Source organism: Streptomyces sp. NBC_01314, assembly GCF_041435215.1.
Taxonomy (GTDB): domain Bacteria; phylum Actinomycetota; class Actinomycetes; order Streptomycetales; family Streptomycetaceae; genus Streptomyces.
In genome coordinates, this window is the sequence record NZ_CP108394.1 from 4925513 (window position 1) to 4941441 (window position 15929).

The 15929-nt window shown below is 72.2% G+C and carries 10 protein-coding genes and 2 pseudogenes; 8 read left to right on the forward strand and 4 right to left on the reverse strand.

Going from position 1 to position 15929, the window contains the following annotated elements; genetic code table 11:
- The first annotated feature begins 11 nt into the window (after window positions 1–11).
- Window positions 12–824: an ABC transporter ATP-binding protein gene (locus OG622_RS21590; RefSeq protein ID WP_371578225.1), complete on the forward strand. Its 813-nt coding sequence runs from the start codon at window positions 12–14 to the stop codon at window positions 822–824.
- Window positions 818–2956, forward strand: a complete 2139-nt coding sequence (locus tag OG622_RS21595) for an FtsX-like permease family protein (RefSeq protein ID WP_371578226.1) — start codon at window positions 818–820, stop codon at window positions 2954–2956. The genes OG622_RS21590 and OG622_RS21595 overlap by 7 nt, the downstream gene beginning before the upstream one ends.
- A gap of 125 nt (window positions 2957–3081) precedes the next feature.
- Here the strand turns inward: OG622_RS21595 and OG622_RS21600 are convergent, their stop codons facing one another.
- Window positions 3082–5007, reverse strand: a complete 1926-nt coding sequence (locus OG622_RS21600; protein ID WP_371578228.1) for a zinc ribbon domain-containing protein — start codon at window positions 5005–5007, stop codon at window positions 3082–3084.
- Between the two features lie 310 nt (window positions 5008–5317).
- On the opposite strand from OG622_RS21600, the gene OG622_RS21605 reads away from it, so the two are divergent.
- The 4 genes and pseudogenes from OG622_RS21605 (at window position 5318) to OG622_RS21620 (ending at window position 8313) form a co-directional block, all read left to right on the forward strand.
- Window positions 5318–6043, forward strand: coding sequence for an HAD family hydrolase (locus tag OG622_RS21605; RefSeq protein ID WP_371578230.1), 726 nt, complete (start codon window positions 5318–5320; stop codon window positions 6041–6043).
- Window positions 6044–6172: 129 nt separating this feature from the next.
- Window positions 6173–6822: pseudogene (locus OG622_RS21610) on the forward strand (LysE family translocator).
- A gap of 72 nt (window positions 6823–6894) precedes the next feature.
- Complete coding sequence (locus OG622_RS21615) at window positions 6895–7620, forward strand: Clp protease N-terminal domain-containing protein (protein ID WP_371578232.1); 726 nt, start codon at window positions 6895–6897, stop codon at window positions 7618–7620.
- A gap of 405 nt (window positions 7621–8025) precedes the next feature.
- The gene (locus tag OG622_RS21620; protein WP_371578234.1) at window positions 8026–8313 is read left to right on the forward strand and encodes a hypothetical protein; all 288 of its coding nucleotides are present in this window, start codon (window positions 8026–8028) and stop codon (window positions 8311–8313) included.
- A 27-nt stretch (window positions 8314–8340) separates the two neighbouring features.
- Here OG622_RS21620 and OG622_RS21625 read toward each other — a convergent pair.
- A pseudogene (locus OG622_RS21625) lies at window positions 8341–8933 on the reverse strand (transposase); the annotation flags it as partial.
- A gap of 407 nt (window positions 8934–9340) precedes the next feature.
- Complete coding sequence (locus tag OG622_RS21630; RefSeq protein ID WP_371578236.1) at window positions 9341–10024, reverse strand: NADPH-dependent F420 reductase; 684 nt, start codon at window positions 10022–10024, stop codon at window positions 9341–9343.
- A gap of 74 nt (window positions 10025–10098) precedes the next feature.
- Between OG622_RS21630 and OG622_RS21635 the strand changes: the two genes are divergently transcribed.
- Window positions 10099–10476, forward strand: coding sequence for a winged helix-turn-helix transcriptional regulator (locus tag OG622_RS21635; RefSeq protein ID WP_371578238.1), 378 nt, complete (start codon window positions 10099–10101; stop codon window positions 10474–10476).
- A gap of 271 nt (window positions 10477–10747) precedes the next feature.
- Entirely contained in the window at window positions 10748–12460 is a 1713-nt protein-coding gene (locus OG622_RS21640; protein WP_371578240.1) for a bifunctional 3'-5' exonuclease/DNA polymerase, read from the forward strand.
- 107 nt (window positions 12461–12567) lie between these two features.
- Here the strand turns inward: OG622_RS21640 and OG622_RS21645 are convergent, their stop codons facing one another.
- Entirely contained in the window at window positions 12568–15843 is a 3276-nt protein-coding gene (locus OG622_RS21645) for a BTAD domain-containing putative transcriptional regulator (RefSeq protein ID WP_371578242.1), read from the reverse strand.
- Window positions 15844–15929: the final 86 nt, after the last annotated feature.

Here is a 15929-nt window from a genome sequence, read left to right on the forward strand (position 1 = left end):
TCGCTTGGGGCATGACCACGACAGGGGTAGCAGAGGCGGGAAAGACAGGGGTCGCGGCCGTACGTGTACGGGGCCTGCGGCGGTCGTACGGGGAGGTCGTCGCCCTCGACGGGGTGGACCTCGACTTCGGGGCCGGGACCTTCACTGCGGTGATGGGGCCGTCGGGATCGGGGAAGTCGACGCTGTTGCAGTGCGCGGCGGGGCTGGACCGGCCGTCGGGCGGGACGGTGCGGGTCGACGGGGTGGAGCTGGCCGGGCTGAGCGAGCGGCGGCTGACGCTGCTGCGCCGGGAGCGGATCGGTTTCGTGTTCCAGGCCTTCAACCTCCTCCCCTCCCTCACCGCCGCGCAGAACGTCGCCCTGCCGCTGCGGCTCGCCGGGCGGCGGCCCTCGCGCGGGGCGGTGCGCGAGGCCCTGGCCCGGGTGGGGCTGGGCGAGCGGGCCGGACACCGGCCGACCCAGCTGTCCGGCGGACAGCAGCAACGGGTAGCCCTGGCCCGAGCGCTGATCACCCGCCCGGCGGTCCTCTTCGGCGACGAGCCCACCGGGGCGCTCGACACCACGACCAGCCGTGAAGTGCTCTGTCTGCTGCGGGAGTTGGTGGACCGGGAGGGCCAGACCACGGTCGTGGTCACGCACGATCCGGTGGCCGCGTCGTACGCGGACCGGGTGGTGTTCCTGGTCGACGGGCGGGTGAGCGGGGAGTTGGGCCGGCCGTCGGTGGAGGGCGTGGCGGCACGTATGGCGGGGTTGGAGCGGGGAGCCGGCGCGGCCGGTACTCCCGGCACTCCCGGCGGCGGGGTCGTCGGGGGTGTGACGTGCTGACGCTGTCGTCGTTGCGTACGCGGTGGGCGGCGCTGATCGGGTCGTTCGTCGCGGTGGCGTTGGGGGTCGGGGTGATGACCGCCATGGGGCTAGGGCTCGCGGCGACGCTCGACCCGCCCGCGCGTGCGCCGGAGCGTTTCGGCTCCTCCCCCGTCGTGGTGGCGGGTCTGGACAGGCTGACGGTCGAGGTGCGGCGGGGGCCGGGGCCGGCCCGGGTGTCGCAGAGGCTGACCCATCCACACCCTGTGGACGAACGGCTGCTCGCGGAGCTGCGCGCGCTGGGGCCGGTGACGACGGACGGGGCGGGCCGGGGTTCGGCGGGGCCGGACGCCGTCGGGGTGGACGCGGCCGTCGCCGACGTACGGGCGGTGGTCGGGGATCGGGCGCGGGTGCTGACGGGTGACGCGCGGCGGCGGGTGGATCCGTCGTACGAGCGGGACGCGGAGGCGTTGGTCGCCGTGAACTCGCTGCTGGGGACGGCGGGTGGGGTCACCACGTTCGTGTCCGTGTTCGTGACGGCGTCGACGTTCGCCTTCGTGGTGGCCCTGCGCAGGCGGGAGTTCGGACTGTTGCGGATGGCGGGTGCGACACCCGGTCAGGTACGGCGGCTGCTGCTCGGGGAGGCCCTGGCGGTCGGGGTCGCGGCGTCCGGTGCCGGGTGTGCGCTGGGGGCATGGGGGGCGCCTCTGCTGGTACGGGAGTTGGTGGACGGCGGGGTCGCGCCGACGTGGTTCGCGGTGCCGGGTGCGGTGGTGTGGCCGTACCACGTGGCCTTCTGGACGGGGGTGTCGGTGGCGCTCGCGGGGGCCTGGGTCGCCGCGCGGCGGGCCGGGCGGATCGGGCCCGTGGAGGCGTTGCGGGAGGCGTCCGTGGACACCGGGGTGCTGCCGCTGTCGCGCCGGGTGATCGGTTCCGCTCTGCTGGCGGGTGGACTGGGGTTGCTGGCCTGGAAGTTGGGGACCTCGCCGGCCGACCTGCTGAAGCGGAAGACGTACACCACCCAGCCGATGTTGCTGATCACGGCGGCGGCCGCGCTCGCACCGCTGCTCGTCCGGCCGGTCGTCCGGCTGGTGGGGGCGGGGCTGCCCGGTGCCGCCGGGCTGCTGATCCGGGAGAACGCGGCCACGTCGGTGCGCCGTACCGCCGCTGTCGCCGCGCCGGTGCTGGTGACCGTCGCGCTGGCCGGTTCGCTGCTGGGGGCTGCGGGGACGGTGGCGGAGGCCAAGGGGGCGGAGGCGGAGGTTCGGACTCGGGCGGACTTCGTGGTCACGGGCAAGGGGCTGTCGGCCGATGGCGGGCGGGTCGCCGGGGCGACCGTGGCCGGGTCGGCCTCCACCGCTGTGTATGTGGTGGAGGAGGGGAGCGCGTTGGTGCGGTCCGAGGCGCGGGCGGTGACGGATGTGTCGGCCTTCGCGGCGGTGTCGCGGCTGCCGGTGGTCGCCGGTGATGTGCGTGATCTCGACGACCGGTCGATCGTCGTGAACGAGGAGTGGGAGCGGCACGAGGTGGGGCGGACCGTGCGGGTGTGGCTCGGGGACGGACGTCCCGTACGGCTGCGGATCGTGGCGGTGCTCGCGCAGGGGAGCGGGGACAACGGGGCGTACGTGACGGCCGCGAACGCCGGTGGGGCGGTCGTGGACCGGGTCGAGGTGCGGGTGGGGAGCGGGGTGGACCGGGCGGGGGTCGCGGCGGCGCTGGAGGGGACCGGCGGGACGGTGCGGTCGGCCGAGGAGTGGCTCGCGGCGAACCGTCCCGGCACCAGCACGCACACCCGGCTCGGCTTCCTCGTGGTGCTGGGGATCGCGCTCGTGTACGCGGGGATCTCGCTGGCCGGGACGTTGCTGATGGCCACGTCGGCACGGGGCGCGGAGCTGCGGTCGCTGCGGCTGGCCGGGGCCACTCGGGGGCAGGTGCGGGTGGTCGTGGTGGGTGAGGCGCTGGTCGCGGTCGTGGTGGGAGTGGTGTTGGGAGCGGCGGTCACCGCGGTGAACCTGGCGGGGGTGGTGGGCGCGTTGGGGGTGTTGTCGGCGCCGGTGGGGGTGGCTGTGCCGTGGGAGGTCGTTGGGGCGTGTGTCGGGGTGTGCGGGGTTGTGGCTGTGGTCGCCGTGGGCGGGGCGTTGGGGCGGCGGTGAGGTGAGATGAGGTGAGGTGAGTGCCTTCGGGGCGCGCGGGCGGAGCGCGGATGCGCGGGCGGAGCGCGGATGCGCGGGCGTGGGGAGCGGGTGCGGGGAGCGGGTGCGTTCCGGCCGGAGCGTCTCTAATCGGCTTGGGTTTCCTGGGTGATCCCGGGTGTTCGGGACCGTCCTGGAGGGTGACTCGGCCGTGGCCACCCTGGGATGGGGGTGGTGTGGGCGTGGCGGTGGAAGCCTGCCCCGAGTCTGGCCCCGTCCGGCTGATGCCGTGCGGGGGTGCCGATCGTTGTCGGTCCCTGCTGCCGTGACCACCGCCGGCTGCGGTGGGTCGGGTGCGTGGGGGTCCGCCCCGCCGGACGCTTGCCACCCGGCGCTGGGCCGGGTGGGGCGGGGACCCTGCGCCGCTTCCCGGGCACAGGGCGTCTGTTCGTGGGACGGCTTTTGGTGCGGTCCCTGGTCTGGTGCTGGACCCGGCTTGCCCGGTCCAGGGCCTCAACCACCGTGCGGATCACGAAGGTTCCGCCGGCGCGGTCGAGGCACGTTTTGTGCTGGTGGGTGAGGCCGCGGGCGCCGATGCGCTGCCAGGCGGCGCTGTCCCGGCCGGTGCTGTACCCGCACGCTTCGTTGGGGCAGGTCGCCCATGCCCAGCCCGCCGCCCGGTTGTTGGGTGCCTTGTGGTGGCGGATGGCGGTCAGGCAGTGCGGGCAGTACTTCGACGTCCCGCGTGGCGGCACGATCACCACGGCGATGCCGTGGGCGGCGGCGGTGTGGCGGACGTGGGTGACGATCGCGCCGCGCACCGTCTGCGACAGACGCGTGTTCAGCGTGCGGCCCTTGCCGCGGGCTTCCATGTCGCGGAGGTCTTCGAGGTAGACGACACTCGCCCCGGCCGCAATGGCCTGATCCACCATGAAACGGGCGGCCGCCCTGGCGAGGGCCGCGTTCAGCCGGGTCCGCCGCCGGGCCACCCGCTCCCGCTCCGCCTGAAGGACGGCGAGCTTGGCCACCTGCCAGGGGCTGGGGCGCATCCCGCGCTCCTGCCGGGAGGTGATCAGGATCCGCAGTCGGTCGATGCGGGCGCCGATGTGCTCGCCCAGGAGGCGCAGCCGGTCGGCCTTGGCCAGGACTCCGGCGGCGCGGAAGAACACCGGGCGCCCGTCGGTGAGCACCCGGGGCTGGGTCTCACCGGTGAGGTGGAGGGGGCCGCCGGTGAGCAGGGTGTTCAAACCCCAGTCGAAGGCCACCGCTCGGGAGTGTCCGGCCCGTTCCGGTTTGCGGACCGCGAGCGCGTAGGGCACGTCGAGCAGCAGCCGTCCTTCGCGTACGCGCAGGGTGGGCGCGCACAGCACGGCGTGGGCGGGGACGTGGGGTGGCAGGCGGAAACGGATCCGCACCGGATGCCAGTCCGTCCGCGATGCGGGATCGGGACGCACCGGAAGCCGCACGGTCAGCACCCCGTACTGGAAGGGATCTTCCGCACAGCGGTCGAGAGTGGCGAGCTGTTTGTCGACGGCCGCGAGGACGACCTGCGACCCCCCGCCGGGCGGCGGTTCACACTCGGTGAGACTGGCGGGCAGGCGACGCTGCGTGGTGTGGAAGCCGGCGATCTGCCGGGTGCGGGCCAGCAGCACGCTCGACGCCACCATCCCGCCGTCGGGCAGGGCGGCCCGCAGTGCCTGCCACTCCGCCTCACTGCGCCGGGCCGGGTCGGCGGGCCAGGTCGCCAGCAACGCGGCGGTGACCTCGGCGCGCCACCAGGCCGACCGCAGCACCCGGCCCGCCTGCTCCTGCGCGATCCGCACCACCCGGTCCGGCACATACACACCCACAGGGACGGCCACCGTCCAGCCGAGCCGCCGCAACGCCATCCACCCCTGCGACGGCAACACCCCACCCGACCGGTCGGTACCCGAGGCGAGTCGGGCCAGATCGGCCTGGTTCCAGTGCTCCCGGACCACGCCGGAGGCCAGCGACTCCACGAGCCCAGACAGCCAGCCCGCCCGCTCCACCAGCTCAGCCTCGGTCAGCCCCTCACCGGTTACCGCATCCACACCCCGCAACGCACGGGCGCAGGCCGCAGCAACCTGCTGCACCTCCCCCGCGCCCAACTCCACCCTCCGCCGCACCTGCCACCCCCTCACACACCCCGAAGCCACGACCCGACCATCACATCAACGATCAAACCCCCATACGGGTTACGCACTCCCGTACGCCCCACCAACCCCGCACCCAAGACCCAGGAGAACCCAGGACCCCCAGGCCAATCGGTCAACTGTTGAACACCCTGACTCCCCGCCCGTACTCGTGGGATGCTCGCCACGCCGACGGCGGTTCTCTCACCAGGCCAGAAAGGGCGGTCGCATGCCGATCCGGGGTGTGCTCTTCGATGTTGACGACACACTGTTCGACTACTCGACCTCGGAGGAGGTCGGCGTGCTCGCCCACCTGCGGGCGCAAGGGCTGCTCGACCAATTCCCCGGCCCCGCCGCGGCACTCTCGTTCTGGCGGACGATCATGGAGGTGCAGTACGGGCGCTTCCTCAGCGGCGAACTCACCTTCGCCGAGCAGCGGCTCGAACGCACCCGCCGCTTCCTTTCCGACGCAGGACGGGACACCTCCGCCATGTCGGACGCCGAGGCCTCCGCCTGGTTCGCCGCATACGAGGCCCACCGCAACGCGGCCTGGGCGGCGTTCCCCGACGCCGAGCCCGTTCTCGAACGGCTCGCGGCCGACTACCGCCTCGGCATCGTCTCCAACTCGTCCGCCGACCACCAGCGCCACAAGCTTCACACCATCGGGCTGCTGCCCTACTTCGATATCGACAAGGTCCTCGTCTGCTCCGACCAACACGGCGCGGCGAAGCCCGCGGCGAGCATCTTCCTAGCGGGCTGCGCGTCCCTCGGCCTTCCCCCGCACGAAGTGGCGTACGTCGGGGACAAGTACACGCTCGACGCCCTCGGGTCCCGCGACGCGGGACTGCACGCGTACTGGCTCGACCGGACGAAGACCGGCAACGGCGCCGCCACCGACGACGGCATACGCGTCATCGCCTCGCTCGACGAACTCCCGGACGCCCTGGTCCGTTGACAGGGTGTCCGGGCCGATCTCGGGATCCCGGGATCCCGAGATCTCGGGGAGCCTGCCAGGGGCACCGCCGTACGTCCGATCCGTGAAACTCGGTCACTCGGGGCCGTCCGAACTGCCGAGCATGACCCCATGGTTGACGCATCTCTCTACGCAGCGTTTCTGGTCGCGGCCTTCGCTCTCTGTGTCACTCCGGGGCCCGACATGATGTTCATCGTGGCCGTCGGGGGCGGGGTGGGCCGGTGGTCGGGGTGATGGCGGCGGCGGGGGTGGCGAGCGCGATGCTGGTGCACACCGTGGCGGCGGCGTTGGGGCTCTCGGCGTTGTTCGAGGCGTTGCCGGTGCTCTACTACGTGCTGCGGTGGCTGGGGGCCGCGTATCTGCTGTACCTGGCGGTGAAGGCGTTCCGGGACCGGTCGGTGCCGGGGGACGAGGGCGCCGCATCCGGGACCGTGACGGACGACCGTGGGCGCACCGGGCTGCGGCGGGCGTTCTGGCAGGGCGCGGTCACCAATCTGCTCAATCCCAAGGTGATCCTCTTCAACGTCGCGTTCCTGCCGCAGTTCGTCACCCCCTCCCTCGGACACGTACCCGGCCAACTCCTGCTGCTCGGCTGCACCATCGTCGTCATGGGCTGCGTGTGGGACGGCTCGGTCGCGCTCGTCGCCGGTCGTCTCACCCAGGTGCTGCGCCGCAGTCGGCGGGTGGCGCGGGGGCTCAACGTCTTCACCGGCACGGTGTTCGCGGGGCTGGCGGTGCGGTTGGTGACCTCGCCGAAGTGAGCGGAGCGGCAGACGAACAGCGGGCGTCAACCCAAGGTTGACACCCGGGTGGTGTCAACCTACGGTTGACGCATGACGACGAACCCGCGAGTCACCGCGTCCATCCGTCTCGACGAACTCATCGATGCCATCAAGAAGGTCCACCCGGAACCGCTCGACCAGCTCCAGGACGCGGTGATCGCCGCGGACCACCTCGGCGAGGTGGCCGACCACCTGATCGGCCACTTCGTGGACCAGGCCCGGCGTTCGGGCGCATCCTGGACGGAGATCGGCAAGAGCATGGGGGTGACCCGGCAGGCAGCGCAGAAGCGGTTCGTGCCGAAGGGCGAGAACGATCTCGACGCCAGCCAGGGGTTCAGCCGCTTCACCCCGCGCGCCCGGAACGTGGTCTCGGCCGCGCACGACGAGGGCAAGGCCGCCGGTGCCGTCGAGGGGGTACCCGCCCACCTCGTCCTCGGCCTGCTCGCCGAACCGGAGGGACTCGGCGCCAAGGCGCTCGTCGCCCAGGGCGTCTCCCCCGAGTCCGTACGGCAAGCCGCCACAGCCGCCCTGCCGCCGGCCTCCGCCGAGGTGCCCGAACTCATCCCCTACGGCTCCGAAGCCAAGAAGGTCCTCGAACTCACCTTCCGCGAGGCCCTCCGCCTCGGCCACAACTACATCGGCACGGAACACATCCTGCTCGCGCTGCTGGAGTTCGAGAACGGGGAGGGAGTACTGAGCGGACTGGGTGTGACCAAGGAGGCCACGGAGACGGACGTGGCAGAGGCGCTACGGACGCTGGCAGAAGAGCGGGCGTAGAACGCCTCCGGCTTCGACGTACGACGGGCACCCGCAAGCAGACCAATCACCCCGTTCGCCTGACGGACCCTGGCGTCGCCGCAGGCTCCGTCAGGTCCAAGTTTCACCCGCCGAAGCCCGGGCGACGGCTACCCGCCGAAGCGCATGGGCGCGCCGAGCACCCCGGCGCCCTTGATCAACACTGCATCGTGGGGGGTGCCTCTATGTTCTTCGTCAAGCGTGCGCGCAGCTTCTGCCCGGTTCGATCTTCTCTCTAGGGCATGAGACTGTCTGGTCGTGGCAGAGATGGCGAGTGGGTTGGACGAGGCCTTGGCTGAGGCGTCATCTCCTTCGTGGACGCAACGTGTTCGTGCCGGGTGTGACCTTGCTTCCTTCGCTGATGTTCCTCAGGCTGCGGAAACGCTGGTGGGACTGCTGCTGGACGTCGAGGACACGGCGGTGACCCGGCAGACGGCAGAGGCCCTGGCCCGGGTGGGGACGGTGTCCGCCATAAGGCTTATCGCTCTCGCGGTTGCCGAGGCTGACGACAACCGGGCCGACTGGCTGCAGACCGGGGTGCATGACGCGCTCGTGGGACTGGGCGGTGTGCCGGACGTCGCAGCGGCCTGCGGGAAGCTCGCCCGGGATCCGGAAGAAGCTGTCCGTCGGGGGGCCGCAGAAATCTCGGCATGGGCAGACGACAGAAGGTGTTGATCTGCGTCGACCTGTCTGCGGGCTGGTTCATGCAGCCGTTGCCCGGGGCATGCGGGGTTCGTAGAAGGTGCCGTCGCGGAGCATCGCGAAGAGCACGTTGATCCGTTGTCGGGCGAGGCGGAGGAGGGCTTGGGTGTGGGTCTTTCCGCGTGTCCGGCATTTGTCGTAGGTAGGTGCAGGAGGTCGGGTCGTGGAAGGCGGTGAACGCGGAGAGGAACATGGCGCGTTTGAGTTGCCGGTTGCCGCCTCTGGGGACGTGTCCGCCGTGGATCGATGTCCCTGAGGACTTCGTGGCCGGGGCGAGGCCGGCGTAGGAGGCGAGGTGGGCGGCTGTGGGGAAGCTGGTGCCGTCGCCGACAGTGACCAGTAAGGTGGCGGCGGTCCTCCAGCAGGGTGCTGATCTGGGCTTCTATCGCCCGGCGTTGTTCGTGGACGGCGCCGAGCGAGCGGGCCAGGGAGGGGATCACGATGTCGAGCGTGCCGGTTCCCGGGACGACGACGGTCTGTTCGTCGAGCGCGTCGAACACATCGTCGACCAGCCGTTTCGCCATGCGCAGGGCCTTCGGGCGGATCACCTCGACCAGCCTGCGGCGTCCGGCCTTTCGCAGCGCGGCCGGAGATCATGAGATCGGTTGCAGTCTGCTGCCCCGCCGTAGATCCCGTGACTGCCCTCGCAAGATCCGTTCCTGCATCACCGGCTACGCCAGCAAAGTCCCTGGCGAACCCTCCAGCAGCCGACGTCCACCGATCACCGTGGTTTTGAACAACCGGTGGCACGACCACTGAAGCAACGGCATTGCCATGCCTTCGACAGAGGGGGAACAACCATGCCGGGCCCGGAGGCCAGCAGTCCCATTGCGGGACCGCGAAAAGGATAACGGGGGCGACAACGCAGGAGGTCAGCTGGTGGTGGGGTGCGTTGGCCGCTCGCCAGAGGCTCGGGCGGACTCAACAATCGTTCGCCCTGATGCACAGCAAGTGAGTCTGAGGGCCGCCCGCCTCATTCTTTGAGCCCCAGCAAGAACTCCTAACGGAAAGCCCTCGTGCCGCCTTCCGTTTCGTGGTGGCTCGGTCCGGCCGCGTAGGCCAGCGGAGGTGCGATCGCCTGGGCATCCGCTCCCTCGCCGACCCACAGCGCGATGAACAACGCGGCGGTCGCTTCCAGAAGTCCCGCACGTTCGAGACCGCCCCCAGCCACGGGTTCACAGCCCACGTCCTGCACCAACTCGCGTACGCGCGCGAGGGCCGCCTCGTCGTCTCCGCAGACGGGCACGGCCAGCGGCCTTCCATGGAAGACGGGCGGCCGCATGCGCCACACGTCCTCGTGACAGAGATTGAAAGCCTTGATCACGTGGGCTCCCGGTGCTGCCGCAACCAGTTGCTGTGCGGCCGAGGGGCCTCCTTCCGTCAGCAGTCGGAAGCCTGGTCCAACAGGGTTGGAGCAGTCGAGCAGCACCTTGCCGTCAAGGGCCGCGTGCAGGTCCCGTGCCACGTCTGCTCCCGCCCCGAAGGGCAGTGCTGCCAACACCACTTGGCCCGACTCGGCCGCCGCACGTAGGCTGGCCGACTTCGCACTGCCTCCGATGCGCATCGCGAGCCGCTCCGCCTTGTGCGCGTCTCGTCCCCCGATGGTCACCTCGTGACCGGACCGTACCCAGTGGGTGGCGAGCGCGTCGGCCATGTTGCCGGTTCCCAGTACGCCGATTCTCATCACGCGTTCCCTCTCCGTGCCTGCTTCGACCGTTCGCACCGACGCTAGAGGGCCTATCGGGCACCATTTGGTTCGTGACGACCGACGCCTTCCTCGCCGACTGCCGCGCCCGCCTCGCCTTCGACCTGCTTTCCAACACCTGGAACTCCGTGGTGCTCTGGGCGCTGCGCGACGGCCCCAGGCGCCCGGTCGAGCTGCGGGAGCGGATCGGGGGCATCAGTTCCAAGGTCCTCACCGAGACTCTCCGCCGACTGCAGTTCAACGGACTGGTCGACCGACAGACGCACTCGGACGCATCACGGGTCGAGTATCAACTCACCGCTTTGGGCCGCACCTTGCTGGCTCCCATCGACGCCGTTGGCGCATGGGCCTTCGAGCACGGCGATGAGGTTTTGGCAGCCCAGGAAGCAGCATGCGCTTCCGACCCGCAGTCCCCTCCTCCTACTCGCTAGACCGGTCAGCAGCGCGAGCGCAGACGTCGCCACAGATGAGAGCACAGCCCAGGGTGAGGAAGGCTTCGTGGTTGTCGTCGCGTCTCTCCCAGCGGATCCGCAGGCGGCGGAACCAGTGCGTAGCCCGAGCCCCGTCCGGGACTCGACAGCACCCCCAGCAGGTGTCGGGGGTGCTCGATCGCGTAGACGAAGACCGGCTCCCGGGCCCCGCCCGCCGCACCGGCCCCGCGTATCAGCATCAATGTCAGACCCCCCTGCCACACTCGCACCCATGACCGACCGCTGGGCGCTCGCGACGACCGAGGACGGGGGCGTGGAGGTGGCCCCCCTCGGGGTGGACGGCGTGCTCGCGGGGCCGGTGGTGCGGGAGGCGGACCTCGGGGAGGCGGTGCGGCGGCGGGGGCCGGACGTCGGTCGGTGGGTGTGGCGGGCCACCACCGAGATCTACCCCCGCCTGCTCGCCGGGGGCGTCCGCGTGGAGCGGTGTTATGACATCGAGGACGCCGAGAGTCTGCTCCTGGGGCATGAGGGGCGGCTCGGGGAGCCGCGTTCCGCGGCCGCCGCGCTCGCCCGGCTCCGTCACGGTCCCGTGCCGCCGGATCCGCCCCAGCGGTCGGCCGACCCCGGCGCACAGCCGTCCCTCTTCGAGCCCCGCCCCGTCCACGTCCCCCTCACCGACCTCGTCGAGGTGTACGCGGACCAGCAGCGGCGGCACGACGCCACCGCGCACCCGGACCGGATGCGGCTGCTGACCGCCGCCGAGTCGGCCGGGATGCTCGTCGCCGCCGAGATGAACCGGGCGGGGCTGCCGTGGCGGGCCGATGTGCACCGGGGGGTGCTGCACGAGTTGCTCGGCGAGCGGTATGTCGGCGGTGGTGAGCCCCGCCGGCTGGCCGAGCTCGCCGTCGAGGTGTCGAACGCCTTCGGGCGGCGGGTGCGGCCCGATCTGCCCGCCGATGTCGTCAAAGCCTTCGGGCAGGCCGGGATCCGGATCCGCTCCACCCGCCGCTGGGAGATCGAGAGTCTCGATCACCCTGCCGTGAAGCCGCTCCTCGAATACAAGAAGCTGTACCGGATCTGGGTCGCCCACGGGTGGTCCTGGGTGCAGGACTGGGTCCGGGACGGGCGGTTCCGGCCCGAGTTCCTCGCGCACGGCACCGTCACCGGACGGTGGGTCACCAACGGCGGGGGCGCCCTCCAGATCCCCAAGGTGATCCGCCGCGCCTGCGTCGCCGACCCCGGCTGGCGGCTCGTCGTCGCCGACGCCGACCAGATGGAACCCCGGGTGCTGGCCGCGATCTCCCGCGACCCCGGGCTCATGGAGGTCGCGGGCCGCCCCTCCGACCTCTACCAGTCCGTCTCCGACCGCGCCTTCTCCGGCGACCGGGCGCAGGCCAAGCTCGCCGTGTTGGGTGCCGTGTACGGACAGACGTCCGGGGACGGGCTCAAGAATCTCGCCGCACTGCGCCGACGGTTCCCGCGCGCCGTGCGGTACGTCGACGACGCGGCCCGCGCGGGCGAGGAGGGCCGGCTCGTACGGACCTGGCTCGGGCGTACGTGCCCGCCGGCGGCCGGGGCATCCGACGCGGCGGGCGAGGAGGCGGGTATCCCCCAGGCCGACCCCGACCTCGAATCCCCGGAACAGGGGCACGGGCAGGGGAACGAGTGGGTGCCCGGGTACGCCTCCACCAACTCCCGTGCCCGTGGGCGGTTCGCCCGCAACTTCGTCGTTCAGGGCAGCGCCGCCGACTGGACCCTGCTCCTCCTCGCCGCCCTCCGGCGCGCCCTCGACGGTATGGCCGCCGAGCTGGTCTTCTTCCAGCACGACGAGGTGATCGTGCACTGTCCGCAGGAGGAGGCGGAGGCCGTCGTGGCGGCGATCCGGGAGGCGTCCGAGCTGTCGGGGCGGCTGACGTTCGGGCAGACGCCGGTGCGGTTTCCGTTCACCACGGCGGTGGTGGAGTGCTATGCCGATGCGAAATGAGCGCCGTCCGTCGAAGAGCTTCGTCGAAAAGCTTCGTCGAAGAGCGTGGGTTGTCGGGGTCTGTCTGGTCGCGCGGTTCTCCGCCTCCCTCTGACGGGTCGCGGCCCCTACCGGTCGCGGTCCTTCAGCAGTTCCCTCAGTTCCACCGCCACCGTCGAGTCCGTGTCGTCCAGGACCGCCTGGGCGCGCTCCCACTCGCGGTGCGCCTCCTCGACGCGGCCCTGGGCCCGGAGGAGCAACCCGCGCTGGTGCCGGGCGAGGCCGACGGCGTACTGGTCGGCGCGGCGTTCGGCGAGGTCGAGGAGGAGGGCGCACTCGTGGGACGCGCGGTCCGGCCGGCCCAGCTCGCGCAGGGCCCGTACCAGGCCGAGCCGGGACTTGGACTCGCCCTGCCAGTCCTCGTCGTCGCCGAGGATGCGCAGGCTCTGCTCGAAGTTGCGTACGGCGGCGGCCGGTTCGCCGAGTCTGAGGTGGGCGTAGCCGATGTTGCAGTGCGCTGTGTGCCGTACGACGAGGCTGTCGGCCAGCTCGCCCAGCGCCAGGCTCCGTTCGTGGTGGGCGATGGCGGCCCGCGCGTCGGTGTGCTTGTACAGGTTGCCGAGGTGGCTGAAGGTGACCGCCTCGCCGTACGGGTCGCCGAGCTGCCGGGACAGTTCCAGGCTCTGCCGGAGCGTCTCCTCGCTCTCCTCGTACCGGCCGAGGCTCTCCAGTACGAGCCCCCGGTTGTTCAGGCACCGCCGTACGCACGAGGCGACCCCGAGGCGCCGCCACAGTTTCAGGCCCTCGTCGTTGAGGGCGAGCGCCTCCGAGGCCCGGCCGGACATGAAGTGCAGCCCGGCCCGGTCGGTCAACGCGAACGCTTCGGCCGCGTCGTCGCCGAGCGACCTCGCCACGTCCAGGGCGAGCCGCCCGAGAACGTCCAGCTCGGCGAGCCGGCCGCCCCGGTGCAGGTAGGGGAAGAGGTGGCGGACGAGGGCGGGGACGAGGGCCGCGGTGGCGCTGGGCTCGCGGGAGCAGCGGTCCACCAGGGCGACGATATTGGGGAGTTCACGGTCGCCCCAGGCGAAGGCCTCCTCGGCGGAGGCGAAAGGAGGTTCCGTGGGCTGCCGTTCGGCCGGGGGCGCCTCCGTCGTGACCTCCGTCTTGGGCGCCGTCGCACGGAGGCGTTCGTCGCGCTCGTAACCCGGTGGGAGCATCACCAGCAGGCTCTGGCGGGCGCGTCCGGCGTACCAGCGGAGGGCCTGCTCGACGGCCTCGCCGGTGTCGGCCGTGTCGGCGAGTTCGCGGGCGAAGTGGCGTACGAGGTCGTGGGGGACGTACCGGCCGTACGCCGTCTCGTCGAGGAGGGCCACATCGACGAGGCGGTCGAGGGCGGTCTCGGCGCGGAACTCGTCGATGCCGGTGAGGCGGGCGAGGAGAGGTGCGCCGTACGCGGGCAGGTCGAGGGCGCCGATGCGGCGGAGGGCGTGGGCGGCGTCGCGGTCGGCCTCGCGGTCGGAGGCGCGTAGGGCCTCGTGGGCGACGGCGAGGGAGCGGCGGACGCTCAGGTCGTCGTATTCGAGGTGGCGCAACCGCCCCTCGGTGGCGGCCAGTTGACCGGCCAGCGCGTCCGGGGTGAGCGCCCGGCGGGCGGCGAGGCGGGCCGCGACGACGCGGAGGGCGAGCGGGAGGCGGCCGGTGAGTTCGACGAGGGGGTGCGCGGCGTCCAGGCCCGCCGCACGGCCGGACGCGGCGCGCAGCAGGGCCGCGCTCTCGTCGTCCGACAGCGGGGCGAGCGGGAAGCGGTGGGCGCCGTCCAGCGCGGTGAGCGGCGAACGGCTCGTCACGATGACCGCGCAGCCGGCGCCGGCCGGGAGCAGGGGGCGCACCTGGGCGGCGTGCGCGGCGTCGTCCAGCACCATCAGGGTGCGGGTCGGTGCGAGCGTCGAGCGGAGCAGCGCGGCCGCCGCGTCCGGGTGTTCGGGGATACGGCGCGGGGCGGTGCCGAGGTCGCGGAGCAGGGCGGCGAGGGCCTGGGCGGGGGTGAGGGGGGTCATGCCCGGGGTGGCGCCGTGGAGGTTGATGTACAGCTGGCCGTCGGGGAAGTGTTCGGCGAGTTCGTGGGCGAGATGGAGGGCGAGGGCGCTCTTGCCCACGCCGGCCATGCCGCTGATGACCGCGACGGCGGTCCCCTTTGGCGGCCAGGGGCGCCCATGAGCTCGGGAGGAACTGTTCGTCGGCGAGTGCGGGTTCGTCGTGGCTTGTCGCGCAGTTCCCCGCGCCCCTAGGGGGGTGGGGGCGCGAGTTGCTTCGTAAGCGTCCGTACTCAATGTCCTACGCAGCTCTGCCAACGCCTCCCCTCTGCCCGTGAAATGAGCGGGTGGCGGCGGGAGTTGGGCCGGGCGGGGTGGGGGGTCGGTGGGGGCGGCCTCGGTCGACGGACCCTGGGGCTCTTCGTCGTGCTCGCGCAGGATCTCCACGTGGGCGTCGCGTACCGCGGGGCCCGGTTCCACGCCGAGTTCGTCGAGGAGGCGGGCGCGCAGGTCCCGGTGGACGGCCAGGGCCTCGGCCTGGCGGCCCGTGCGGTGGAGGACGAGCATGAGGAGCCGGTGGAAGGCCTCGCGGAGGGGGTGCTCGGCAACGAGGGCGGTGAGTTCGGGGGCGAGGGCGCCGAGCGCGTGCGCTCCGGTGGCCTCCTCGTCCGCGGTGTCGGCCGCGAGGTGGAGTTCGGCTTCGTACCGTCGCTCCAGGAGCAACAGCCGGGCCTCCTCAAGGCGTTGGACGAAGGCCTGGGCGCGGAGCTCCTCGACCGGCAGGCCGCCGAGCGGTGTCCCTCGCCAGAGGGCGAGCGCCGCGGCGGACTCGCGCACCGTCCGGGTCCAGTCCCGCCGGGCGTGCGCGGTGCGGGCGGCGCGGGCGTGGGCCTCGAAGACGCGCACGTCCAGCTCGCCGTCGTCGACCCGCAGCAGATAGCCCGGCGGGATCGCGCGCAGCCGCTCGGGGTCGTCCAACAGCCTGCGCAGGCGGGTCACATGGTTGTGCAGGGACGCCTGTGCGGACGGTGGTGGTGTGGCGTCCCAGAGCACGTCCTTCAGGGTGTCGACGGAGACGACCCGCCCGGGTTCGAGCAGCAGCGCGACGAACAGGGCCCGCATCTTGCCGCTGCCGACGGACCGTACGCCGCCGGCGACATCACGGGACGTACTGCCGGAGACAGCACGGTAAGCACCGGCGGAGACATCGCCGGAGCCGCCGCCCGATCGGCCACCGTCGCCGTCACCGTCGCCATCGTCGTCGGCGGCACCACGTGCGCGGCCGTCACCGGAATCCACCGCGGCCCCCACGGCCCCGGCCCCGTACAGAACCGGCGGACCGAGCAGTCCGAACCGCAGCTCGTCCCGCATAGAACCGCCGCTGCCTTCCCGCACCGTCGTTCCGGGCCCACCTCGCGGCGACCTGCCGCCGCCTCCCGTACGGCTCCCCGTGGAAC